Origin of the sequence: Solibacillus sp. FSL W7-1464, assembly GCF_038004425.1 — a bacterium.
Lineage (GTDB): Bacteria > Bacillota > Bacilli > Bacillales_A > Planococcaceae > Solibacillus.
Genome location: NZ_JBBORC010000001.1, coordinates 3,427,200 through 3,448,799 on the forward strand (window position 1 = coordinate 3,427,200; position 21,600 = coordinate 3,448,799).

Here is a 21,600-nt window from a genome sequence, read left to right on the forward strand (position 1 = left end):
TTAATAATTAAAATGATTCAGATGTTGTTTTCGCTTGCATATGCAATGTTAAATAATCCGGTCCGCCTGCTTTAGAGTCAGTACCTGACATGTTGAAGCCGCCAAATGGCTGGTAACCAACGATTGCACCTGTACAGCCGCGGTTGAAATAAAGGTTTCCAACATGGAACTCTTCGCGAGCATACTCCAAGTTCATACGGTCATTTGTAATAACTGCACCTGTTAAGCCGTATTCCGTGTTGTTTGCAATATCAATCGCTTCTTCAAATGAATCTGCTTTTGTAATGGCTACAACCGGACCGAAGATTTCTTCTTTCATAATACGCGCTTCCGGGTCTACATCCGCAAATACAGTCGGATGTACGAAGTAACCAACAGAATCGTCTGCAGTACCGCCAGCAACTAGACGGCCTTCTGTTTTACCGATTTCAATATATTCGCTGATTTTTTTGAATGCAGCCGAATCGATTACTGTTGCCATAAAGTTATTATTGTCTGAAGGGTCACCGATTGTTAATGAATTCGTTAACTCTTCCACACGGTTTACAACTTGATCATATACATCTTTTACGATTACGACACGTGAACAAGCTGAACATTTTTGGCCAGAGAAACCGAAAGCTGATTTTACAATGGACTGTGCAGCTAACTCTAAATCTGCATCTTTATCAACAACGATTGTATCTTTACCGCCCATTTCAGCGATGACACGTTTAATCCAAATTTGGCCAGGGCTTAATTTGGATGCGCGTTCGTTAATACGTAAACCGACATCACGGGAACCTGTAAAGCTGATGAAGCGTGTTTTCGGGTGGTCTACCAAGTAGTCCCCTACTTCCGCACCGCTACCAGGTACGAAGTTTACAACGCCCTTTGGTAAACCAGCTTCTTCAAGCACTTCAATAAACTTATAAGCGACAACCGGTGTTGTTGATGCTGGTTTTAATAATACTGTGTTACCAGTTACCACAGCTGCTACAGTTGTTCCTGCCATAATTGCAAACGGGAAGTTCCAAGGTGAAATAACGATCCCGATCCCCAGTGGAATATAATCATAACGGTTGTATTCATTCGGACGGCTTTCTACTTTACGGCCATCTTTCATTTCCAGCATTTGGCGGCCGTAATATTCTAAAAAGTCGATTGCTTCTGCAGTATCTGCATCCGCTTCATTCCATGGCTTACCTGCTTCTTTCGTCAACCATGCAGAAAACTCATGCTTGCGGCGGCGGATAATTGTCGCTGCTTTAAATAATACATCTGCACGGATTTCAGGTTTAACTTTTTTCCATGATTTGAATGCTTTATCTGCTTCTTGCATCGCTTTTTCAGCCAAGTCTTTTGAAGCTTTTGAAACAGACCCGATCACTTCTGTTTTCTTTGCCGGGTTATATGATACAATTTTTTCTTCTGTCGTTATACGTTCGCCACCGATAATTAGAGGATAGTCGGCACCAAGCTGTGATTCTACTTTTTTAAGCGCTTCCAAATAAGCTTGCTTGTTTTCTTCTACCGAGAAATCTGTAAATGGTTCATGTTTATAGTTAATCATTTATCATTACCTCCGATATTAAGTGCAATATTTTTTTGCATCATTTTATGTTTCTTAATTTGAATTATGCAATATAATATTGCTTAAAGCAATTATTTTTTCTAAATTACGCAAATTATCTCATTTCGACAGTCACATGATAAAATGAATTGGAGGGGGTTACACCGCATGAATCAACTAGATCGCTCTAGTGTTTTTGAATTTTTGATCGAAAAAATAGAAACCGGACTTTGCGCTATCGACGAAAATGGACGAGTCATCGTTTACAACAAAAAAATGCGCGAACTTACCGGTGAATCACTTGAACAAATTACACAGCGCTTTTTATCACAGTCACTTGACTTTAACTTGGAGCAAAATATGCTGCAAAAAGTTTTAGCTTCGGGTCAAAGTTTCAAACATATTAAGCAAACGTTCTGGAATGCCCGTGGTGAAGAAGTGACCATGATGAATGACTATTATCCATATACCCTTAATGACGGAACGAAAATCGCCATTCAATTTTCCCGCGACATTACACAGCAGGAGTTTTTAATGGACCGGCCTTTAAGTCGTTACGGGGCTCCATTAACTTTTGATATTATTACCGCTGTCTCAAAATCGATGAAGCAAGTCATCCAGCAAGCAAAAATTGCCGCGCTAGGCCGGATTCCGGTCATGCTTGTCGGTGAATCAGGGACAGGGAAAGATATGATTGCAGAAGGTATTCATCATGAGCTGGCAGAAAAAAACGAACGCTTTATTACATTGATTTGCCGCCGCAATGAAGAAACATTGCTCGCTCAAATCGAGAAATATATTGCCGAGGAAAAAAACTATACGTTTTTTGCCGAGCGGATTGAGTTTTTATCAGATGAAGCACAAAATCGCATCGTGGAGCTTCTGGAAAAACATTCCGAACGTAATCATGTATTTATTGCAAGTATTGGTGAAGATCCGATTGATTTAATTCAGAAAGGTCAACTTTCCAAAAATCTGTATTACTTATTTTCCAACTTAACGATTCAAGTACCGGCATTACGTGAGCGCCGTGAAGACATCAAACCTTTCGTGGACGATTATTTTGCTCGCCGACGCATTGCATATGGCAGTCCTGTTAAAGGATTGGCACCTGAAATCGAGGAAATATTTATGAACTATGACTGGCCGGGAAATTTAAAAGAACTTGAAGTATTGCTCGATGATATTAGCGCATTGCTAACAACGGAAGAATATGTCGAACTTATCCATATTCCAGCATATTTCAAGTGGAAACTCCAGCAAGCAGAGCCACATACTTCAGAGCAGCAAAAATTATTCGACTTCTCCGGACAAACATTGCAGCCTCTTGATGAATATATGCGTAAAGTTGAAGATTATTATATTTCACATGCATTACAGCTGAATGATGGAAATATTTCACAAACAGCTAAAGCACTGGGCATCCACCGTCAAGGTTTACAATATCGTTTAAAACGTAAATAGATTTGGTAATTTATTCTATTTTTTACCATTAGAGAGGCCCTTAACTTGAGGGTCTCTTTTTCATTTCACGTTGTGCATAATTTTATTGCACTATATGTAAACTGCGTATTTTAGAGAATGTAAACGTTTTAATAAAGTATTTCGGCAAAATTTTTTCGCACTAAAAACTGTTGCTATTCCTCACTTTCCCTTCTAGCAAACACTAAACCTTTCAAAATTTATTTCCTTTTTTGATTATTTTGTTTTATACTCACCTCAATAACAATAAAATACTTTTTTAATCGCAGGGGGATTGATTAAAATGTCATTAAAAGATTTTTTTATCGCACTTTCAGAAAATCAAACATTAAATTCTGCAGCCCAAAAATACGGATTTAAGCTGGGGGCGCAAAGTGTCGTTGCAGGTACAAATATCGATGAAGTGATAGAAAGCATCAAGCATTTAAATGCACAGGGTATTTCTTGCACTGTCGATAATCTGGGGGAATTTGTATTTGAGAAGTCTGCTGCACTTGCTGCAAAAGAACAAATTTTAGCCGTAATCGAACGCATTCACAGTGAAAATCTTGAAGCACACATCTCTTTGAAACCTTCTCAGTTAGGGTTGGATATTGATTTTGAATTTTGCTATGAAAATTTAAAAGAGATTGTTGCATTGGCAAATGAATATCAGATTTTCGTTAATTTTGATATGGAAAACTATGCTCGGCTACATCCTTCATTTGAACTATTGGAAAAGATCCATGCTGAATACAATAATGTCGGTACAGTAATTCAAGCATACTTTTTCGAGTCGGATGAAAATGTCGAACGCTTTAAAGATTACCGTTTACGTCTCGTAAAAGGCGCATACAAAGAAGATGAATCTGTCGCTTATCAAAATAAAGCCGATATTGACCGCAAATTTATAGATCAAATTGAATACCATTTACTACATGGCAAATTCACTTCGATTGCAACACATGACCATAATGTAATTAATCATGTAAAACAATTTGTCGAAATGCATAATGTTCCGAATGATAAATTCGAGTTCCAAATGCTTTATGGCTTCCGTAAAGAAATGCAGTTGAGTCTTGCAAAAGAAGGATACAACTTCTGTACGTATGTACCGTTTGGTAATGATTGGTACGGCTACTTTATGCGCCGTTTAGCTGAACGCCCGCAAAACATGACTCTTGTCACAAAACAAGTATTTACGAAAAAAACAAATACAATTTTAGCAGTTGCAGCAGGTGCATTTTTAGCTGGACGTATGTCTAAAAAGTATAGATAAGTACAGATGCGCCATATTTTATTGCGTTGACGCCCATCTATTGAAGCATGTTAAACTAGTCAAAAATTATCAATAAAGGAGTTGTCTTTATGTCGGATTATAGCTATCAGTTGTTGGCCATTATTCTTTACATGATTGCAATGCTCGGTATCGGTTGGTATGCCTTCAGAAAAACTAGCAACCTGACAGATTATATGTTAGGCGGGCGTGGTCTAGGTGCAGCTGTAACAGCATTAAGTGCCGGTGCAGCGGATATGTCTGGCTGGCTGTTAATGGGGCTTCCAGGTGCAATCTATTTATCAGGACTTGTGGAAGCATGGATTGCAATCGGATTAACAATCGGTGCTTATCTAAACTGGTTACTAGTAGCACCTCGTTTACGAGTTTATACACAAGTAACAAAGGATTCCATTACAATTCCAAGTTATTTGGATAACCGTTTACGTGATAATACAAAACTATTGCGTATCGCATCGGGAATTATCATTTTAATATTCTTTACATTCTATGTATCTTCCGGAATGGTATCCGGCGGTAAGTTTTTCGAAAGCTCATTCGGAATGGATTATCATACAGGTCTTTTATTCGTATCTGCCGTAGTTGTGGCCTACACGTTATTTGGCGGATTCCTGGCAGTAAGTTATACGGATGTAATTCAAGGTCTAATTATGCTTGTTACATTAATTGCGGTTCCTGTTTTCGGAATTTTCTTAACTGGCGGTATTGGAGAAACGGTCGATTCTATTAAAGCAGTAGATCCGGAAATGTTCAGCCTTCTTCCATCTACTGTAACAGCTGCGGCTATTATTTCTTCTCTTGCATGGGGGCTTGGTTACTTTGGTCAGCCGCATATCATCGTACGCTTTATGGCGATTTCATCTGTAAAAGAAACGAAAAGCGCGCGCCGTATCGGTATTGGCTGGATGATTTTCAGTTTAATAGGTGCCCTTGCAACAGCATTGGTCGGTGTAGCATACTTCCAGCAGCAAGGTACGGAATTGAAAGATGCTGAAACGGTATTTATCGTATTAGGGCAAATTCTATTCCATCCATTCATCGCAGGGATTGTACTTGCAGCAATTCTGGCAGCAGTTATGAGTACAATTTCGTCACAATTAATCGTTACTTCTTCAGCACTCATTGAAGATATTTATAAAGCTTTATTCAACAAAACTGCGACAGATAAACATTACGTATTTTTAGGTCGTGTCGCTGTACTTTTCGTATCTATCTTTGCGGCAATTGTTGCATGGAATCCTGAAAGCACAATATTAGGGCTGGTAGCATTCGCATGGGCCGGTTTCGGTGCAGCATTCGGTCCAATCATTTTACTTTCTCTATTCTGGCGCAAGCTTACAAACTATGGAGCACTTGCCGGAATGGTAGCCGGTGCTGCAGTTGCATTCGTATGGGGACGTACGGATAGTTTAACAAGCATGCTTTATGAGATTGTACCTGGCTTTATCGCGTGTTTAGTCGTTGCAGTTGTTGTAAGTATGCTGACATATAAACCAAATGCGGAAATCGAAGAAGAGTTCAATGAAACTCAGCGTATTTTAAAAGAAGAGCAATAACATCAATATAACGGTAGAAGAAGCAGTCAGAAAAAATCTGACTGCTTCTTTTTAATTTTATAGCAACGCTGCACCTATGAGTCCTGCATTACCTTTATTTATGCTTGCCTGCACTCTGCCTTTTTTATGTTCAAAGAATGGATGGCTAAAATACTGATCAACTAAACCGGAAATTTCATCAACAATTTGCGGATGATGATTCATAACGCCTCCGCCTAGTACAACAACATGCGGATCTACTAATAGAATGAAACTATGAATTTTTCGGGCGATTTCCTGCTGCCATTTTTGGATGAGCGGTACAATACGTTTATCCTTTTCATAGTAGAGGTCAAAAAACTGCTGTAATGTTCTTTCTTCATTTGTTTTCTGCTGTAAATTCTTTAATAAACCAGGTCCGGAACATACTTCTTCAAAATAGGCATCTGTACTTGTTAACGAAAAGCCGATTTCACCGGGAACTCCGGCACCTCTTAAAAACTTCCCATCATGAATGGTACAGCAAGCAATTCCTGTACTGATCGTGATATAAATGAATGTCTCTTTTTTAAATTGACGGATTTTATATTCCCCGTTTGCTGCTGTCATCATATCGGTCTCCATAAAAACTTCAGCTTTCGGAAATGCTTTCTCAAGTCTTTGGACAAGCGGAAAATTACGCCATGGCAAGTTTTGCTGAAATACTACAAGCCCTTGTTGTAAATCTAATATTCCGGGTAAACCGACCGCAACTTTTATAACGTCCCCCTCTTCACCTTCCAGAAGCTTATGAAAACCTGAAATAATTGCATCAAATAATGGTTCAGATTGCTGGGGACTCTTTACTTCCATTTGCTTTATCAGTTTTTCCGGTTGTTCTTGCTTCGATAAAGCAAGTGCCAGTTTTGTCCCTCCGATATCAGCACTTAAAATCCACATTTAGTCCACCTGCTTTACAAAAATTCCGTAGTCTTTTCAAATGGTATAGCCAAGTACCCGCTACGAGTATGCTTTGAATTGTCCTATAGTTTTACTGCTTGCTTTCTGTTGTTTGATTCATATGCTGCCAGCGCAATTTCCAGAGATTTCAACCCATCATAGCCGGAAATAAGCGGCTGTTCTTGTTGCTGAATCGAATTTAGAAAGTCGACAATTAAATCGAAGTCGGTATCATTTCCGCTATATAAATGTGTGAGCGATTTACTGCCCTTCCCATACAAGTTAAGCTTCTCGTTAAACACATCGACTTTTCGCGTTGCTTTCGTTCCGATTACTTCAATCATCGCGTCACCCCATGTCGGAAATTCCGGGAACCGTGACCAGCTTGCATCGTGTGAAGCAATCACTCCATTATCAAATACAATTGTCATGATTCCGGCATCATCCGTACCGAGTTCGGTAAAATAGTTGTTTGCAAATGCTGTAATCTCTTTTGCTTCGCTGTTCATATACCAGCGCATAATATCTACCATATGGACGGTATGATCCAATACCGCGCCACCACCTGCCAACTCTTCATCGACAAACCATCCACCCGGGTTTTGCCCGCGGTTAGTCGAACGGATAGCAACAATTTCTCCAAGTTCACCTGCATCAATCGCTGCCTTCAAATCCCGGATAGGCGCACTGTACCGGACCGGATAAGCGATTGACAGATGCACACCGTTTTCTTTACATACATCGATCATCTCTTTTGCATCATCAATATTTGTAGCAATCGGTTTTTCACATAAGATATGTTTTTTTGCCTTTGCTGCCGCAATGACCATTTCTTTATGAAACACATTTTCACTGCAAATGAGCACAACATCGATATCTTCTGCTAAGAATACATTCATATCTGCAAAAAATGGTACATCATATTGCTTACTAGCCTTTTCCCCTCTCGTCATATCCGTATCAAAAATAGCGGTAAGTTTCGTGCCGGGTATACGCTGAATTGCCGTTGCATAGCTCGTAGCATGAATATGGGCAAAGCTCATAATACCAATGTTCATCGCAGTTCACCTCTTTGTAGGAGCAGTTGAACAGCAGCCAACTTTTCATCATAGGCATCATTCCATTGAACCGCATACCGACGAACTGCATCTATATTTTTAAACAAGTTTTGATTGTTGTCACTGTCACCCGTCATTTGTAAACTATCAAACTCTGCAATATGCAAATGGCTGCTCCATTCAAATTCAATACGGTCCTGACCCGTCCGGTATTCTAAATGGGCCATGATTGATTCACCGAATTCACAAAGAACGATCGTATAATGATTCTCTCCGATTTCATTCGAACGTACCGATACGTTTTGAACGGTTCCAAACCATAGAGATAAAGCAAAGATGTCTTCTTCTATATATGAAAAATTATCCGTCGTTCTCCGCAGTCGCAGGACGCCTTTTACCGAATCATGTGCTTTCAACACTTCATATAACTGAATGGCAAATGAATATGACCATAAATCGAAGTAAATCCAGCCTTGTTTATCAGAAATGGAGAATGGCTTATAGGCGTCTGCTGCAGGATGTTGCAGAATTGTTACGGTATTAGGCTCGTCGCTGTTCTCATTTGTAAATCGGTACAGCGGAGAATGCATAAGTAGCTGCCGGTCTTTTTCCAATACGATTTTCACTAGTAATCACCTACAATTTTATTTCTTGATTTGTTGCAGCCGATTCATAAATCGCCGCCAACATTTTCGTCACTTCAACCCCGTCTTCCACCGTAGAAATAGGCTGCACATTATTAATACAGCACTCCACAAAATGATTAATCTCATTGATGAATGAACCTGTAAAATCGAAACTTAATAAATCTATTTGTGGTGTAATATTTAAAATTGTGTCATGCTGCTCTTTTATAATTGCCAGCTCCGGTTCTACTTCCGCCCCGCCATTTTCACCATAAAGTTTTACGGATACTTCATCTTGTTTTGCATGTAGTGTAAAACTTACATCCACATATAGGGAAGCACCGTTTTCAAAACGAATGAGGGCATTCGCAAGGTCTTCCACATCATTATGTTCGGCGTCATAATCTGCCGCCTTATAGAAAGATAGGTTTTCAATATGGGCGCGGTTCCCCAGTTTTTTGTACGTATTACCTGTAACTGAAATTGGTTTTGGTTTACCCATTAAGTACCAGCAAAGGTCGATCATATGCGTTCCTAAATCAATTAAAGGCCCGCCGCCGGATCTTTTTATATCACTGAACCAACCTCCCGGATTCCCTAATCGGCGTAAGCATGAAGCCTTCGCATAATAAATCTCACCCAGTTCACCTGCATCAATAAATTTTTTGAGAACGCCTACATTTGTTGCAAATCTACGTACATAGCCAACTTGTAATATCTTATTCGACTCTTTTACCGCTGCTTCTACTGCATAAGCTTCATCAAGCGTTAAGCTTAATGGTTTTTCAAGTAGAACATGCTTACCTTTTTTTAGTGCCTGAATGGCAATTTCTGCATGGGAATTATTCCATGTACAAATACTGATTGCATCAATTTCCTCGTTTGCAAGAAAATCACTCACTTTTGAATATAAACTCTCTACGAAATATTTTTTGCCTAACGCATGCAGCCTTCGTTCATCACTATCACAGATCGCAACAATCTCTACATTGGGATTTTCAAAATAAGGTTTTAAATGGTACTCGGAAATGGATCCTCCTCCAATTACACCAACCTTTAACATGTTAATTCCCTCCCGACTATTCAATGATGGCGGTCAATGCCTCACTGCTCTCTAATATGTCATACACACCGGCTGAATTATCAAAAGGAATTTCCATTTGCACAAAGTCAGAAACATCGATCGCTTTTCGTTCCAGTAAACGGATTGAGGCTGCCAGATTGTATCCTTCCGTTTAGCGAACATAATGATACGGATAGTCAAACACTTCTCTTACATAGCGTGCGTCATAACGGCCTGGCCACCAGCACCTGAGTGAGTGAACAGCATTTATACCATCCTCTTCGTATAATCCAAAATATGCTGTTCCATTTCATTTAAATCCGAAAAATTTTAATACCCGGTGTAACTTTCAGCATTTCAGCTCTTTTTCCATTAGGTTCATAGCAGATTATGTCATAAGTTTCTGCTGTACATATCGTTGCAAACATTCGGTCGATTACACCTAACCCGATAACTACAACCCTTTCACCGAACTACAGCTGTAATTTCCCCATTTACATCCATGTCAAGTATGTGCTCAATGGATACGCGGGGATAGCAAAGTAATTTATGAGCATGGGCCGCTGTATTTAATAATGCTGTTCCCTGTCCGACCCTTATAATTATAGTTTCCTTATTAAAGCATTTTGCAAACTCCTTCACCTGCCTGTGAACAGATAATGTTTCCTTTCATGTTACATTCAAAATCTTTAAAGATGCATCGCCATGTAATAGCGCGGTTTGCGTATTTGTTTAACCGCAAAATGGAGGCCCGCTAGACTTTCGCGGACCCCCATTTCTTTATGCCAGACCACTATACGGATAAAGCACATTGTTCGGATACTTAATATCTTTTTGATTTTTAACAAACATTGCTCCCTCTTCGATGAGCACATTTTGGATAACAGGAATCTGTAAATTATCCGGTGTAAAGCAAAGTCTGATTTTTTCGGATTGTATAGGTAAGCAACCGAGTATTTCCTGTACGTCAACCTGCTCTTTAGAAATCACGTCGACTAACTCGGCATGCTCGGCTGTTTCATTCAAAATGACAAACGCCTGAAACTTGGGAACATAGTAAATACAGTCCCAGTATTGTGTTAATGCATGGAACATCACGATATTTTCATTATTAACCATACTCATTTTCTGACTGACAGATTTTCTGAACACCGTTGTTTCATAAAATAGATTTCTTGTAGGTTTATCATCCAGGTTCACTTTCTTTACTTCTGCATGAACCGCCTCAATATCTTTTTTATCCACAGTAAATGTAGATTGTATACGCGTCTCAAAACCGAATTTCGGATAAAAATCCAATACTGTTTTATTCGCGAATAGGTAGATGATCTGGGCACTCATATGATCCTCCAACACCTTATCCATAAGCTGACGCGATAATCCTTTCCCTTGGAATTTAGGATTTGTCATAACAGTCCCGATTTGAACAGCTTTATACTGCCTTCCATCCAAAATCATCGTTCCGCTACTCGTAGAAACATTTGCTATTATTTCTCCACCCACTTCAAAAGCATAGGGGCTGTATGTATCGTTCCAATATCCCTGCTCATCCCATTGTTCGAAATCCAGACCAAAAGTATCATTTGCCAGTTTAAAGAAACTCTTTTTCAACTGGGGGTTAAGGCGCACAGCCTCTCCTTTAACAAAATTCACATCCACCCATCCTTTTTCTCATAAATAATCTCTCCTTCTGAAACAGTTAATATAACATCTTCGTTTTCATTTACGATATAAAAATCCGCATCTTTTCCGATTTCAATCGACCCTTTACTTCCAAATAATCCCAACAATTTTGCGCTGTTTATTGAAGTCAGCTTAGCCAGTGTCATATCCGACAACCCAAGCCACTCTTTCATATTTTTTCTGGACCTGTTTAAATTGAGCGTACTTCCCGCAAGTGCATCACTTTCGACTAATTTACACAAGCCTTCTTCTACACGAACTTGTTGTCCACCTAAATCATAAATACCGTCTGCTAATTCGGTTGCCCGCATACTGTCTGATATTAATATCATTCGGTCTTCACCGATCGTGTCGTAAATAAAGCGAATCATGTCCGGGTGAATATGAAAACCGTCAGCAATAATTTCCAGCATACACTCACTTTGCAGTAAAGCGACCTGCAAGCCAGGCTCTCGGTGATGAATCGGTCTCATTCCATTGCAGAAATGGGTGGCATTCTGAATAAGCTGCTGTTCCAACAATGCCTTTGTCTCGGCATATTTGGCATCGGAATGACCAATGGATGCAACAATCCCTTTGTTTTTTAAGTATGTTGAAAGCTTAAGGTCTTCATCTAACTCTGCTGCTAAAGTAATAAGCTTTATTTCATTTTGGGAAGAAGCGTTTAAATGGTCAAATATTTCTACAGAAGGCTTTATTATAAACCGATCGGACTGTGCCCCTTTTTGAACCGGGTTAATGAAAGGACCTTCTAAATGGATGCCGGCAACTTTGGCACCTTTTACATTGTTCTTCGTATTGGCAATCGATTGTACTACGCGCTCGATCTGAGTTTCTGAAGCGGTCATCGTTGTTGCTAAAAAGGTTGTTACCCCGTATTTTGCGAGTGCAGTACTGATTGTATTTAGACTGCTTTCCGTTCCGTCCATAACGTCAGCACCCGACATTCCGTGAATATGCTGGTCAATCATTCCCGGCATCATTTTATACGCAGCCTTTGTTTCCACATAATCGATTTGTTCAGGCAATTCGTTTTTTTTACAGAACCGGACTATTTTTTTGCCTTCAATAACGGCATAACAATCTTCATCTATCCGCTGTTCCCTCACAATTTGGAGTGGTCCAATACACCATGTCTTTTCCATGAACATTTCCCTCCTCTATCTCGCCTTATATATTTCTCATTATTCTCCTATACTTGTCATTTTTCAAGAAAATTCCTATTAGAACAAAATAAAACGGCAGTCCAGTTAAAGATTGGACTGCCGTTTCTCAGATAGAAATTAACGTTTATTAATTTCTTCCATTAAGATTTGGTTTGTTAATTGCGGGTTTGCCTGACCTTTAGAAGCTTTCATAATTTGGCCAAGAAGTGCTTTAATCGCACGGTCTTTACCAGCTTTGAAGTCTTCCACCGATTTTGCATCATTATCAAGAACTGTTGTTACGAAACCACGGATTACTTCCGGATCAGAAATTTGGACTAAGCCTTTTTCCTTCACGATTTTCGCCGCGTCTCCACCGTTTGTTACTAGCTCAGTGAATACTTTTTTCGCGATTTTAGAAGAAATGGTACCGTCTGTAATTAATTTCACCATACCTGCCAAGTTTTCAGGTGTTAGAGCTGTATTTTTCAACTCTTTTTGCTCAGCGTTTAAGTATGCAGAAATATCACCCATTAACCAGTTAGCCGATAACTTCGCATCAGCACCGGCATTTACAGTTACATCAAAGAAATCGGAAATCTCTTTGTTTACTACAAGTACGTTTGCATCATAATCATTTAAACCTAATTCAGAAACATAACGTGCTTTACGTGCATCCGGTAATTCAGGAATTTCGTTGCGTACGCGTTCTACCCATTCATCCGAAATTGAAAGACGCACTAAGTCCGGCTCTGGGAAGTAACGGTAATCATCTGTACCTTCTTTAACACGCATAAGGATTGTTTTACCTGTTTTCTCATCAAAACGGCGTGTTTCCTGCTCAATAACGCCACCAGCCATCAATACTTCTGCTTGGCGGATTTCTTCGTGCTCTAAACCACGACGTACAAAGTTGAATGAGTTTAAGTTTTTAAGCTCAGTTTTTGTACCGAACTCTTCTTGACCGTATGGACGAATAGAAATATTCGCATCACAACGAAGCGAACCTTCTTCCATACGTACGTCAGAAACGCCTGTATATTGGATGATTGATTTTACTTTTTCAAGATAAGCATAGGCTTCGTCCGGCGTACGGATATCCGGCTCAGAAACGATTTCTACTAATGGCGTACCTTGACGGTTTAAGTCCACTAAAGAATAGCCGTCAGCATGTGTTAATTTACCAGCATCTTCTTCCATGTGAAGACGTGTAATACCGATTTTCTTTTTGTAGCCTGGTGTATCACCTTTAGCTGGAATTTCGATTTCTACCCAGCCGTTTTTACCGATTGGCTTATCAAATTGTGAAATTTGGTAAGCTTTCGGATTGTCCGGATAGAAGTAGTTTTTACGGTCGAACTTAGTTTCTTGTTCGATTTCCATGTTTAATGCTAAAGAAGCACGCATTGCGTAATCTACTACTTGTTTATTTAATACTGGTAAAACACCCGGATAACCAAGGTCGATTACTGTTGTATTTGTATTTGGTTCCGCCCCAAAGTGGTTCGGACTGCTAGAGAAGATTTTTGAGTTTGTTTTTAACTCAACGTGAATCTCTAAGCCAATGACTGTTTCAAAGTTCATTTTATTTTACCTCCCATAATGCTGGAGTTTGTTTAGCGAAATCTGTTTGTTGCTCATAAGCATATGCCACACGGTAAAGTGTTTCTTCATCGAAATGCTTACCGATAATTTGTAAACCTAATGGTAATCCGTTTTCAAAACCGCATGGAACTGAAATTGCCGGTACACCTGCTAAGTTGATTGGAATTGTTAAAATATCGTTTGCGTACATTGTCATTGGGTCATCAATGTTTGCACCAATAGCGAATGCCGGTGTTGGTGCAGTTGGCCCGATGATAACATCGTAGTTTTCAAACACTTTGTCATAATCGGCTTTAATTAAAGTACGTGCCTGTTGTGCTTTTTTGTAGTAAGCATCATACGTACCTGCTGATAATGAATATGTTCCAAGCATAATACGACGTTTCACCTCGTCGCCGAAACCTTCAGCACGAGATTGTTTGTACAGCTCCAATAAGTTTTTCGCGTTTTCTGAACGGTAGCCGTAACGAATACCATCGAAACGGGAAAGGTTTGAAGATGCTTCTGATGAAGAAAGAATGTAATAAGCTGCTAATGCGTATTTAGAGTGTGGTAATGATACCTCTTCTACTGTAGCACCTAATCCTTTTAATACTTCCAATGCATCAAGAACCGACTGTTTTGCTGCTTCGCCAACGCCTTCACCTAGGAATTCTTTTGGTACAGCAATTTTCAAGCCTTTAATATTACCGTCTAAAGCGGCTGCATAGTTTGGTACCGGAACATCTGCAGAAGTTGAATCCATTTCGTCTACACCTGAGATTGTTTCAAGTAATAATGCATTGTCTTTTACATTGCGCGTAATTGGTCCGATCTGGTCTAAAGAAGATGCGAATGCAACTAAACCAAAACGAGATACACGACCATATGTAGGTTTCATTCCTACAACACCACAGTAAGCTGCTGGTTGACGGATTGATCCACCCGTATCAGAACCTAGTGAAAATGGTACTTCACCCGCTGCAACTGCTGCTGCAGATGCACCTGAAGAACCACCTGGTACATGTGAAAGATTCCATGGGTTTTTAGTTGTTTTATAAGCCGAGTTTTCGTTTGAAGAACCCATTGCGAATTCATCCATGTTCAATTTACCGACTGTGATCATACCTGCATCACGTAATTTTTTTACGATTGTTGCATCGTAAATCGGCATAAAGCCTTCCAGAATTTTAGAAGCACATGTTGTTTCCAATCCTTCTGTTACGATGTTATCCTTTACGCCAATCGGCATACCGAATAATGGACCGCGCTCCTCAAAAGGAACTTGATCTAATTCAGCTGCTTTTGCAGTTGCTTGTTCTTTATTTAATGCTAAAAAAGCTTGTACATCGCCGTCCAACTTTTCAATGCGGTCAAACGCTTCTTTTGTTAAATCCGCAATTGTTAGTTCACCCGACTTTAAGCTCTCTTGCAATTGTGCTGATGTGCGCTCAAATACTGTCATGCGAGTGGTTCCTCCTATTACTCCATAATTGATGGTACTTTAATTTGACCTGCTTCTTGTTCTTTTACGTTCAGCATTACTTTTTCAAGAGGTAAGCCTTCTTTTGCTACGTCCTCGCGAAGTACGTTCACTAAAGGTAAAACATGTGAAGTCGGTTCTACATTTGTTGTATCTAATTCATTTAACTGCTCTGCGAAATCAGTAATTTTACCTAATTGTTCAGCAAATTTCTCTGCTTCCTCTTCTGTAATAGCAAGTCGTGCTAAGTGTGCTACGTGTTTTACTTCTTCTTTCGAAATGTTTGCCATTTGTTACACCTCCAAATTGTCGAATCAAATATACCTCGGCAAAATCCGGATCATCCGCCGGGGCTATATGTGGAGTCAGTGATTGTTTTGGATACCCGCTGATTCTACATAAACCATGCCCATAATGATAACATTTTTCCTTGTAAAAATCTCCGCTTTAGGAAAAAATCCAGCAAACAATCCCCCACTTATGACGATTTTTCGCCAAATTAACGCATTAACGTAGTGAAGTAGATATTCTGTACAAAAAGAAAATACCACACTCGTAAAAGTATGGTATTTTTCGTAAGATTTTACTCATAAATATGAACAAAAGGCTCATCTTCATTTGGTTCTTTAATAATTAGTACTTCCGGTCCGTTAACGGAGGTGATACTTACCGAAATATACAGGTCAAGCGGTAAATGATTGAGCATTAAGCCGGTTAAATACTGGGTGAATCCTGTAATTTCAGCTGTTCCGTAAAACTGAATCGGGATTTCGATATCCAGCTTCTGCACTTTTTTGTTTTGGTAAAAGCCAGTCGCAAACACACTTGTGAAGTTCGAGAAATATTTGTCGACATCCTGTTTGAAGTTCTGGAATTTCGTATTCAGATCACGATATACATCATCCGGCGAAGTCATCGGGAAAGTAACGTACTTCTCATCGATTGCTTTCCATTCACCCAATTCCGTCTTTCCATTATCCGCGAAATTATAATCGGTATACGTACCCGGTACAATCGCATTTCTTTCAGCTTGTTTAAATAGAGCAATGACAATCGGAATATCTGCCAGTTCCGGACGGGCACGCAATCGATTAATCACTTCCTGCGCTATTTTTTTACCTTCCGCTTCTATTTTTGCATCGGGAATTTTTTCTTCAAAAAATTCTCCATACTGCTCTTTTTGATAATAGTAAACTGAATTTAGAGCTAAACCGATCGAAACACCCGCCAGCTTTACTTTATTTTCGTCAGTTTTTGTTAAATAGTTCTGTTCCACAATATGTGCCAAATAAACAGGTGCTTCTGTCGCTTTTACTGTCGGTTCCATTTCCTCGCCTGTTGTCTCATCAACGCTTGACGGGTTTAAACCTTGGTACTCCGGTCCTTTGTCTTCTGTTTGGTTTGGACGGGCTAACCAGTATTTCAATGTTTCTTCATCTAAATACTGACCTTCCTGAAAATAATGGTCTTCCGTATCGAAATGATTTTGTGAAATACGCATTAAGCCTGTCTCGACTTCCTTCATATCGTACTTCGTATAAATATTGGAAACAACTAAACCACGGCTTGCACTTTCCTTATATGGAATCAATATACGATAAAATTTATCGTTTATTTGCATATTCGGGATAATTGTTGTTTCCACTGCTTGTTCTGTATCTGATTCTTGCGTCAGTTCTGTTTCAGGTGTGAGGTTTGGTGCACACGCTGACAACATCGCCGCTACAATTATCGCAGGTATCCAGCGATAACGTTTCATGAGAGCAAGTCCCCTTTACTATATTAATTGTTCGATTAGGCGCACTTCATCCCAAATTTCGATGCCCAAGCTTTGAGCCTTTTCAAGCTTAGAGCCTGCATCTTCTCCGACAATTACAAGGTCTGTTTTTTTACTGACACTCCCTGCAACCGTACCACCTAACTGTTCTATTTTCACCTTTGCTTCGTTACGTGTCAATTGCTGTAATTTACCTGTCAGTACAATTGTTTTTCCTGCAAAAGGATTCGTCCCGGCTTCCACGACAATTTTCTTGCCTTTATAGGACATATTTAAGCCAAATTCCTTTAAGCGTTCAATCAATTGCTGCACTTGCTCGTTGGCAAAATATGCGACAATTGATTCAGCCATTTTATCGCCAATTTCATGGATATCTTTCAATTCTTCCTCGGTCGCAACCATTAGTGCATCAATTGTTTCAAAATGTGCCGCCAAAATCTTGGCTGCTTTTTCCCCTACATGGCGAATACCGAGACCGAACAGTAATCGTTCCAGCGAATTGTCCTTTGACTGAATTAGCGCTTCAACTAAATTCGTCGCCGATTTTTGCCCCATTCGCTCCAGATTGATCAGTTGCTCTACTGTGAGTTCATACAATCCCGCTACATCTTGAATATAGCCTTCGCGCAACAGCTGCTCCACTACCTTTTCTCCAAGGCCGTCGATATTCATCGCATTACGGGAAACGAAATGCTTCACACCTTCCGCGATTTGCGCAGGACATTGTGGATTCACGCAGCGCAGTGCTACATCAGTATCAATGCGTACAACTTCTTCATTACATGCAGGGCAATTGGTCGGCATTTTATACGGTACGGCTTCATCCGGTCGCTGCTCCAGAACGACCCCCACAATTTGCGGAATAATATCACCCGCTTTTCGTACGATGACCGTATCATCAATTCGAATGTCCTTTTCACGGATCAGGTCTTCATTGTGCAATGATGCACGGCTCACAGTAGTTCCCGCTACAAGTACCGGTGTTAAGATTGCCGTTGGGGTAATAACCCCCGTGCGACCTACCGTCAGTTCAATATCCAATAATTTAGTTATAACTTCTTCAGCCGGGAATTTGTAGGCAATCGCCCAGCGCGGTGATTTTGCCGTATAGCCAAGCTCATCTTGGTGCGCATAGCGGTTTACTTTGATGACGATGCCATCAATCTCATACGATAAATTTGGGCGTGCTTTAGTCCACTTTTCTATAAACGCCAAAACATCCTCAATAGTTTCGCAATACTCACGCTCTTTATTTGACGGAAAACCTAGCTCCTCCAAATACTTGAGCATTTCCCAATGCCCGTCGATGCCATAGCTTTCTCCGTCACCGCCAACTGCATATATAAACGTCGATAAATTTCGGCTTGCCGCAATTTTCGGGTCTAATTGACGCAATGATCCTGCTGCCGCGTTCCGTGGATTTGCAAATAGCTCTTCGCCATTTTCAGTACGACGCTCATTGAGCTTCTCAAAAGATTTTTTCGGCATATAGGCTTCGCCGCGTACTTCTAATGTTACTGGTTCCTTTAAACGTAAAGGAATGGCACGGATCGTTTTCAGGTTTGCTGTAATGTCTTCCCCTACTGTTCCGTCACCGCGTGTAGCACCTTGTACAAATCCCCCGTTTTCATAGCGCAGGGAAATAGCCAAACCATCGATTTTTAGCTCACATACATAAGAATAATTTTTACCTATTGCCTGCTCGATTTTCCGGTCGAAATCACGCAAATCTTCTTCATTGAAAGCATTCGACAGACTAAGCATTGCTGTTTCATGCGTTACCTTTTTAAAACCTTCCAATACCATGCCACCGACACGCTGAGTAGGAGAATCAGGATAAATAAATTCCGGATTTGCTTCTTCTAATGCGATAAGTTCATGTAAAAGCTGATCATATACACTATCTTCCACTACCGGTTTATCCAGCACATAATACGCATAGCCGTACTCATGAAGAAGCTTGTTCAATTCCGCAATTCTTTGTTCTATTTCATTCATCAACTGTTCCTCCTAAGCTTTTGTAATCGGCGCAAACTTTGCAAGCAGACGTTTTATTCCAGTCGGTGACGGGAAAGCGATGTCCAGTTCCATACCATCACCCTCACCTTTTACGCTTACGACCATACCGACACCCCATTTACCATGGGCAGCTTTGTCGCCTACTTTCCAGTCAAACTTATCCCCGCCTGTAGAATTCAGTCGTGACGTTTGGGAAGCAGGTGCCTGTACACTTCCTAGTGAACGCTTCGGCATGCGGTCATAACGGTTCGATTTAAATGGTAATGATTCATCACGATAGGATGTAGTATTTGCTTTTGAAACTTGCTCTAACACATTTTCATCAATTTCACGTAAAAAACGTGATGGAGCATTATATCCTGTACGGCCAAAAATCGTACGGGAGCCCGCGCAAGACAAGTAAAGACGCTGTTCTGCACGAGTCGCGCCGAATGGTGATAGGTAAGCCTTTGAAGTTATCTCCAGCTTTTCCCCCACCCCACACCGTGCGTGCGAGTTTCCCCGCACACGGCGTTCCATCTAACCATCAATAGTCAATTTCGCATTATTTTAATACTTCATAACCACATAATTTTCTATATTTGTTCAATTGTTTTAAGTTAATATAGGCAGGTAAATCTTTTAATTTTAAATTCACATCATGGACTAGTTTATGTGAAGTTTTACTTAACATTATGAGATTATTATAACTGTCCGTACCACCTAAACTTCGTGGTATTTTATGATGTATATGAATTTCTTGCGGGTCCATTGCTAAATAGTCTTTATCTAAAATCGGCTCTTTCTTTTGCTGGTTCAGTAGACTTGGGATATAAATAATATTACTACTATTTTTCCCGGTTTTCGTTCGGTTATCAAAGAAATAGTTCACCCATTCAAGTGCTTTATATTTTGTTTGATTCGGTTCCCATAGTTTGTGAACTTCATACATGTAATCAGCTGTACTTTTCACGCTATGTTGCCGCATCTCCCATAAATCAAGTAGTTGCCCATTGACCATAAAGCTCACATGTGGGTTACGGACTATATCAATTTTAACTTCCCGTCGCCTTATCATTTTCTTAATTAACAATAAGTGAATTCTACTTATGAGCCATGTTAAATTCGTGCAGATTGTATAGTAATTAAAAATACCTCTCATATATACAATAAAATAATCTAACTTACCTTTCCAAAGACACCATTCAAGCCTACTTTTCGTTTCTTTCCAAAGTTTCTTTTGGTCTTTAACCGAAATTATGAATGAGTTTGGTTTAGTACTATTCGTTTTACGATATTTAAAGCCTAGAAATTCTAGTTCAGTGTCTCCATGAATGGTTATTAACTTGGTTTTATCCTTGTTTATTTCCAATCCATTTTCCTTACACCAATCTTCAAACATCATAATCACATCATATATATCGTATTTCCCTTTACTAATTAGTACAAAATCATCTGCATATCGAATGATTTTTACTACTCTACGTTCTTGCAACCAGTTAAAATAAAATTCACGACCACGTTTGTATGACCTACCGTGGTTTCTATGAATATTAGGGTTTTGGATAATTTGGCGTCCATTGTCTCGCTTAAAATCATTTATTTCATGAAGTCGAAGTTCAAAATCATGAAACATTACATTAGCGAGTATCGGACCTAAAATCGTACCTTGCCTTAATCCAATTCCGTTATATTTCTCTTTTGGCTGTATCAAATCAATCCACATTAACCGTTTTATACATTTTAAAAATGCTAAGTCATGTATATTATGGTTTAACTTTAACTTATCTAACACTTTGTCAATTTGTACTGTATCAAAGTATTCTTTCAAGTCGCAGTCGTATATGTGTCCTTCATTGTTGTATTGTAAAGTAGTTGCGATATAGGACATACATTCTTGGGCATTGCGATTTTTCCTAAAACCAAAACTTTCAGGATTAAATTGTGCTTCAAGAATTGGTTCAAGGATATTTCTAACACATTGCTGTGCAATCCTGTCATATAAATTTGTTATGCCTAACGGTCGCATTTTCCCATTGCTTTTCGGTATCATTACACGTCTTGCTTTACCTTGTTTTGAACCAAATAATCGATTTTTGATTTCCTTTATAACATCTTCAATATCTAATTTCATAATGTCATTAAAGGTTATACCATCTGGACCTGCTGTTTTCTTGCCTTTATTGCTACCTATTATTTTAATTGAACATATAATGTTTTGTTCATCAATGACATATTGCCATAAGTGGTTAAATCGTGTTTTTGTTAATGCTTTTTCAAATAATATTTGTTCGACATCATTAATACCATATCGCCAAATATCCTTTTCTTTGACTTTCAACTGTATCGCCTTCTTTCCACAAGGGATAGCGATTACTATTGATGTTAGACTTGGGGCC

The 21,600-nt window shown here is 39.5% G+C and carries 16 protein-coding genes and 1 pseudogene; 3 read left to right on the forward strand and 14 right to left on the reverse strand.

What is annotated here, in order from left to right:
* Positions 1-7 precede the first annotated feature (7 nt).
* Positions 8-1,552, reverse strand: a complete 1,545-nt coding sequence (gene pruA / locus MKZ25_RS17155; RefSeq protein WP_340802539.1) for an L-glutamate gamma-semialdehyde dehydrogenase — start codon at positions 1,550-1,552, stop codon at positions 8-10.
* A gap of 168 nt (positions 1,553-1,720) precedes the next feature.
* Between pruA and MKZ25_RS17160 the strand changes: the two genes are divergently transcribed.
* The 3 genes from MKZ25_RS17160 to putP all read left to right on the forward strand — a co-directional run bounded on the left by MKZ25_RS17160 (position 1,721) and on the right by putP (position 5,866).
* Positions 1,721-3,016 carry a sigma 54-interacting transcriptional regulator gene (locus MKZ25_RS17160; protein WP_340802540.1) on the forward strand — a complete coding sequence of 432 codons (1,296 nt, stop codon included), beginning with the start codon at positions 1,721-1,723 and terminating at the stop codon, positions 3,014-3,016.
* Positions 3,017-3,317: 301 nt separating this feature from the next.
* Positions 3,318-4,292 (forward strand): proline dehydrogenase family protein, encoded by a 975-nt coding sequence (locus tag MKZ25_RS17165; RefSeq protein WP_340802542.1) that lies wholly within the window; start codon positions 3,318-3,320, stop codon positions 4,290-4,292.
* A gap of 89 nt (positions 4,293-4,381) precedes the next feature.
* Positions 4,382-5,866 (forward strand): sodium/proline symporter PutP, encoded by a 1,485-nt coding sequence (gene putP / locus MKZ25_RS17170; protein ID WP_340802543.1) that lies wholly within the window; start codon positions 4,382-4,384, stop codon positions 5,864-5,866.
* A gap of 57 nt (positions 5,867-5,923) precedes the next feature.
* On the opposite strand, the gene MKZ25_RS17175 is transcribed toward putP, so the two are convergent.
* The 13 genes and pseudogenes from MKZ25_RS17175 to MKZ25_RS17235 all read right to left on the reverse strand — a co-directional run bounded on the left by MKZ25_RS17175 (position 5,924) and on the right by MKZ25_RS17235 (position 21,542).
* On the reverse strand, positions 5,924-6,784 hold the full coding sequence (locus MKZ25_RS17175; protein WP_340802544.1) for an ROK family protein: 861 nt from the start codon (positions 6,782-6,784) through the stop codon (positions 5,924-5,926).
* Between the two features lie 83 nt (positions 6,785-6,867).
* Positions 6,868-7,842 (reverse strand): Gfo/Idh/MocA family protein, encoded by a 975-nt coding sequence (locus tag MKZ25_RS17180; RefSeq protein ID WP_340802545.1) that lies wholly within the window; start codon positions 7,840-7,842, stop codon positions 6,868-6,870.
* On the reverse strand, positions 7,839-8,468 hold the full coding sequence (locus MKZ25_RS17185; RefSeq protein ID WP_340802546.1) for a peptide ABC transporter substrate-binding protein: 630 nt from the start codon (positions 8,466-8,468) through the stop codon (positions 7,839-7,841). Before MKZ25_RS17185 ends, MKZ25_RS17180 begins: the two co-directional genes overlap by 4 nt.
* Positions 8,469-8,478: 10 nt before the next feature.
* The gene (locus MKZ25_RS17190) at positions 8,479-9,531 is read right to left on the reverse strand and encodes a Gfo/Idh/MocA family protein (RefSeq protein ID WP_340802547.1); all 1,053 of its coding nucleotides are present in this window, start codon (positions 9,529-9,531) and stop codon (positions 8,479-8,481) included.
* A gap of 780 nt (positions 9,532-10,311) precedes the next feature.
* Positions 10,312-11,184 carry a GNAT family N-acetyltransferase gene (locus MKZ25_RS17195; protein WP_340802548.1) on the reverse strand — a complete coding sequence of 291 codons (873 nt, stop codon included), beginning with the start codon at positions 11,182-11,184 and terminating at the stop codon, positions 10,312-10,314.
* Positions 11,181-12,359: an N-acetylglucosamine-6-phosphate deacetylase gene (nagA, locus tag MKZ25_RS17200; RefSeq protein WP_340802549.1), complete on the reverse strand. Its 1,179-nt coding sequence runs from the start codon at positions 12,357-12,359 to the stop codon at positions 11,181-11,183. Before nagA ends, MKZ25_RS17195 begins: the two co-directional genes overlap by 4 nt.
* 138 nt (positions 12,360-12,497) lie before the next feature.
* Positions 12,498-13,943 carry an Asp-tRNA(Asn)/Glu-tRNA(Gln) amidotransferase subunit GatB gene (gene gatB / locus MKZ25_RS17205; RefSeq protein ID WP_340802550.1) on the reverse strand — a complete coding sequence of 482 codons (1,446 nt, stop codon included), beginning with the start codon at positions 13,941-13,943 and terminating at the stop codon, positions 12,498-12,500.
* 1 nt (position 13,944) lies between these two features.
* A complete protein-coding gene (gene gatA, locus MKZ25_RS17210) occupies positions 13,945-15,408 on the reverse strand; it encodes an Asp-tRNA(Asn)/Glu-tRNA(Gln) amidotransferase subunit GatA (RefSeq protein WP_340802551.1) in 1,464 nt (487 codons plus the stop codon).
* Between the two features lie 17 nt (positions 15,409-15,425).
* Positions 15,426-15,716 (reverse strand): Asp-tRNA(Asn)/Glu-tRNA(Gln) amidotransferase subunit GatC, encoded by a 291-nt coding sequence (gene gatC, locus MKZ25_RS17215; protein ID WP_079523753.1) that lies wholly within the window; start codon positions 15,714-15,716, stop codon positions 15,426-15,428.
* Positions 15,717-16,009: 293 nt separating this feature from the next.
* Positions 16,010-17,185 (reverse strand): CamS family sex pheromone protein, encoded by a 1,176-nt coding sequence (locus tag MKZ25_RS17220; protein ID WP_340802552.1) that lies wholly within the window; start codon positions 17,183-17,185, stop codon positions 16,010-16,012.
* Positions 17,186-17,203: 18 nt separating this feature from the next.
* Complete coding sequence (gene ligA, locus MKZ25_RS17225; RefSeq protein ID WP_340802553.1) at positions 17,204-19,201, reverse strand: NAD-dependent DNA ligase LigA; 1,998 nt, start codon at positions 19,199-19,201, stop codon at positions 17,204-17,206.
* 12 nt (positions 19,202-19,213) lie between these two features.
* Positions 19,214-19,654: pseudogene (locus MKZ25_RS17230) on the reverse strand (ATP-dependent DNA helicase PcrA); the annotation flags it as partial.
* Positions 19,655-19,766: 112 nt separating this feature from the next.
* Positions 19,767-21,542, reverse strand: a complete 1,776-nt coding sequence (locus MKZ25_RS17235) for a reverse transcriptase domain-containing protein (protein WP_340716540.1) — start codon at positions 21,540-21,542, stop codon at positions 19,767-19,769.
* Positions 21,543-21,600: the final 58 nt, after the last annotated feature.

Bases quoted from the DNA above. Each gene is read 5' to 3' on its own strand.
- MKZ25_RS17175 (WP_340802544.1), bottom strand. From the start codon at position 6,784: ATGTGGATTTTAAGTGCTGATATCGGAGGGACAAAACTGGCACTTGCT.
- MKZ25_RS17220 (WP_340802552.1), bottom strand. From the start codon at position 17,185: ATGAAACGTTATCGCTGGATACCTGCGATAATTGTAGCGGCGATGTTG.
- pruA (WP_340802539.1), bottom strand. From the start codon at position 1,552: ATGATTAACTATAAACATGAACCATTTACAGATTTCTCGGTAGAAGAA.
- putP (WP_340802543.1), top strand. From the start codon at position 4,382: ATGTCGGATTATAGCTATCAGTTGTTGGCCATTATTCTTTACATGATT.
- gatB (WP_340802550.1), bottom strand. From the start codon at position 13,943: ATGAACTTTGAAACAGTCATTGGCTTAGAGATTCACGTTGAGTTAAAA.
- ligA (WP_340802553.1), bottom strand. From the start codon at position 19,201: ATGAATGAAATAGAACAAAGAATTGCGGAATTGAACAAGCTTCTTCAT.
- gatC (WP_079523753.1), bottom strand. From the start codon at position 15,716: ATGGCAAACATTTCGAAAGAAGAAGTAAAACACGTAGCACACTTAGCA.
- MKZ25_RS17160 (WP_340802540.1), top strand. From the start codon at position 1,721: ATGAATCAACTAGATCGCTCTAGTGTTTTTGAATTTTTGATCGAAAAA.
- nagA (WP_340802549.1), bottom strand. From the start codon at position 12,359: ATGGAAAAGACATGGTGTATTGGACCACTCCAAATTGTGAGGGAACAG.
- MKZ25_RS17190 (WP_340802547.1), bottom strand. From the start codon at position 9,531: ATGTTAAAGGTTGGTGTAATTGGAGGAGGATCCATTTCCGAGTACCAT.
- gatA (WP_340802551.1), bottom strand. From the start codon at position 15,408: ATGACAGTATTTGAGCGCACATCAGCACAATTGCAAGAGAGCTTAAAG.
- MKZ25_RS17180 (WP_340802545.1), bottom strand. From the start codon at position 7,842: ATGAACATTGGTATTATGAGCTTTGCCCATATTCATGCTACGAGCTAT.
- MKZ25_RS17165 (WP_340802542.1), top strand. From the start codon at position 3,318: ATGTCATTAAAAGATTTTTTTATCGCACTTTCAGAAAATCAAACATTA.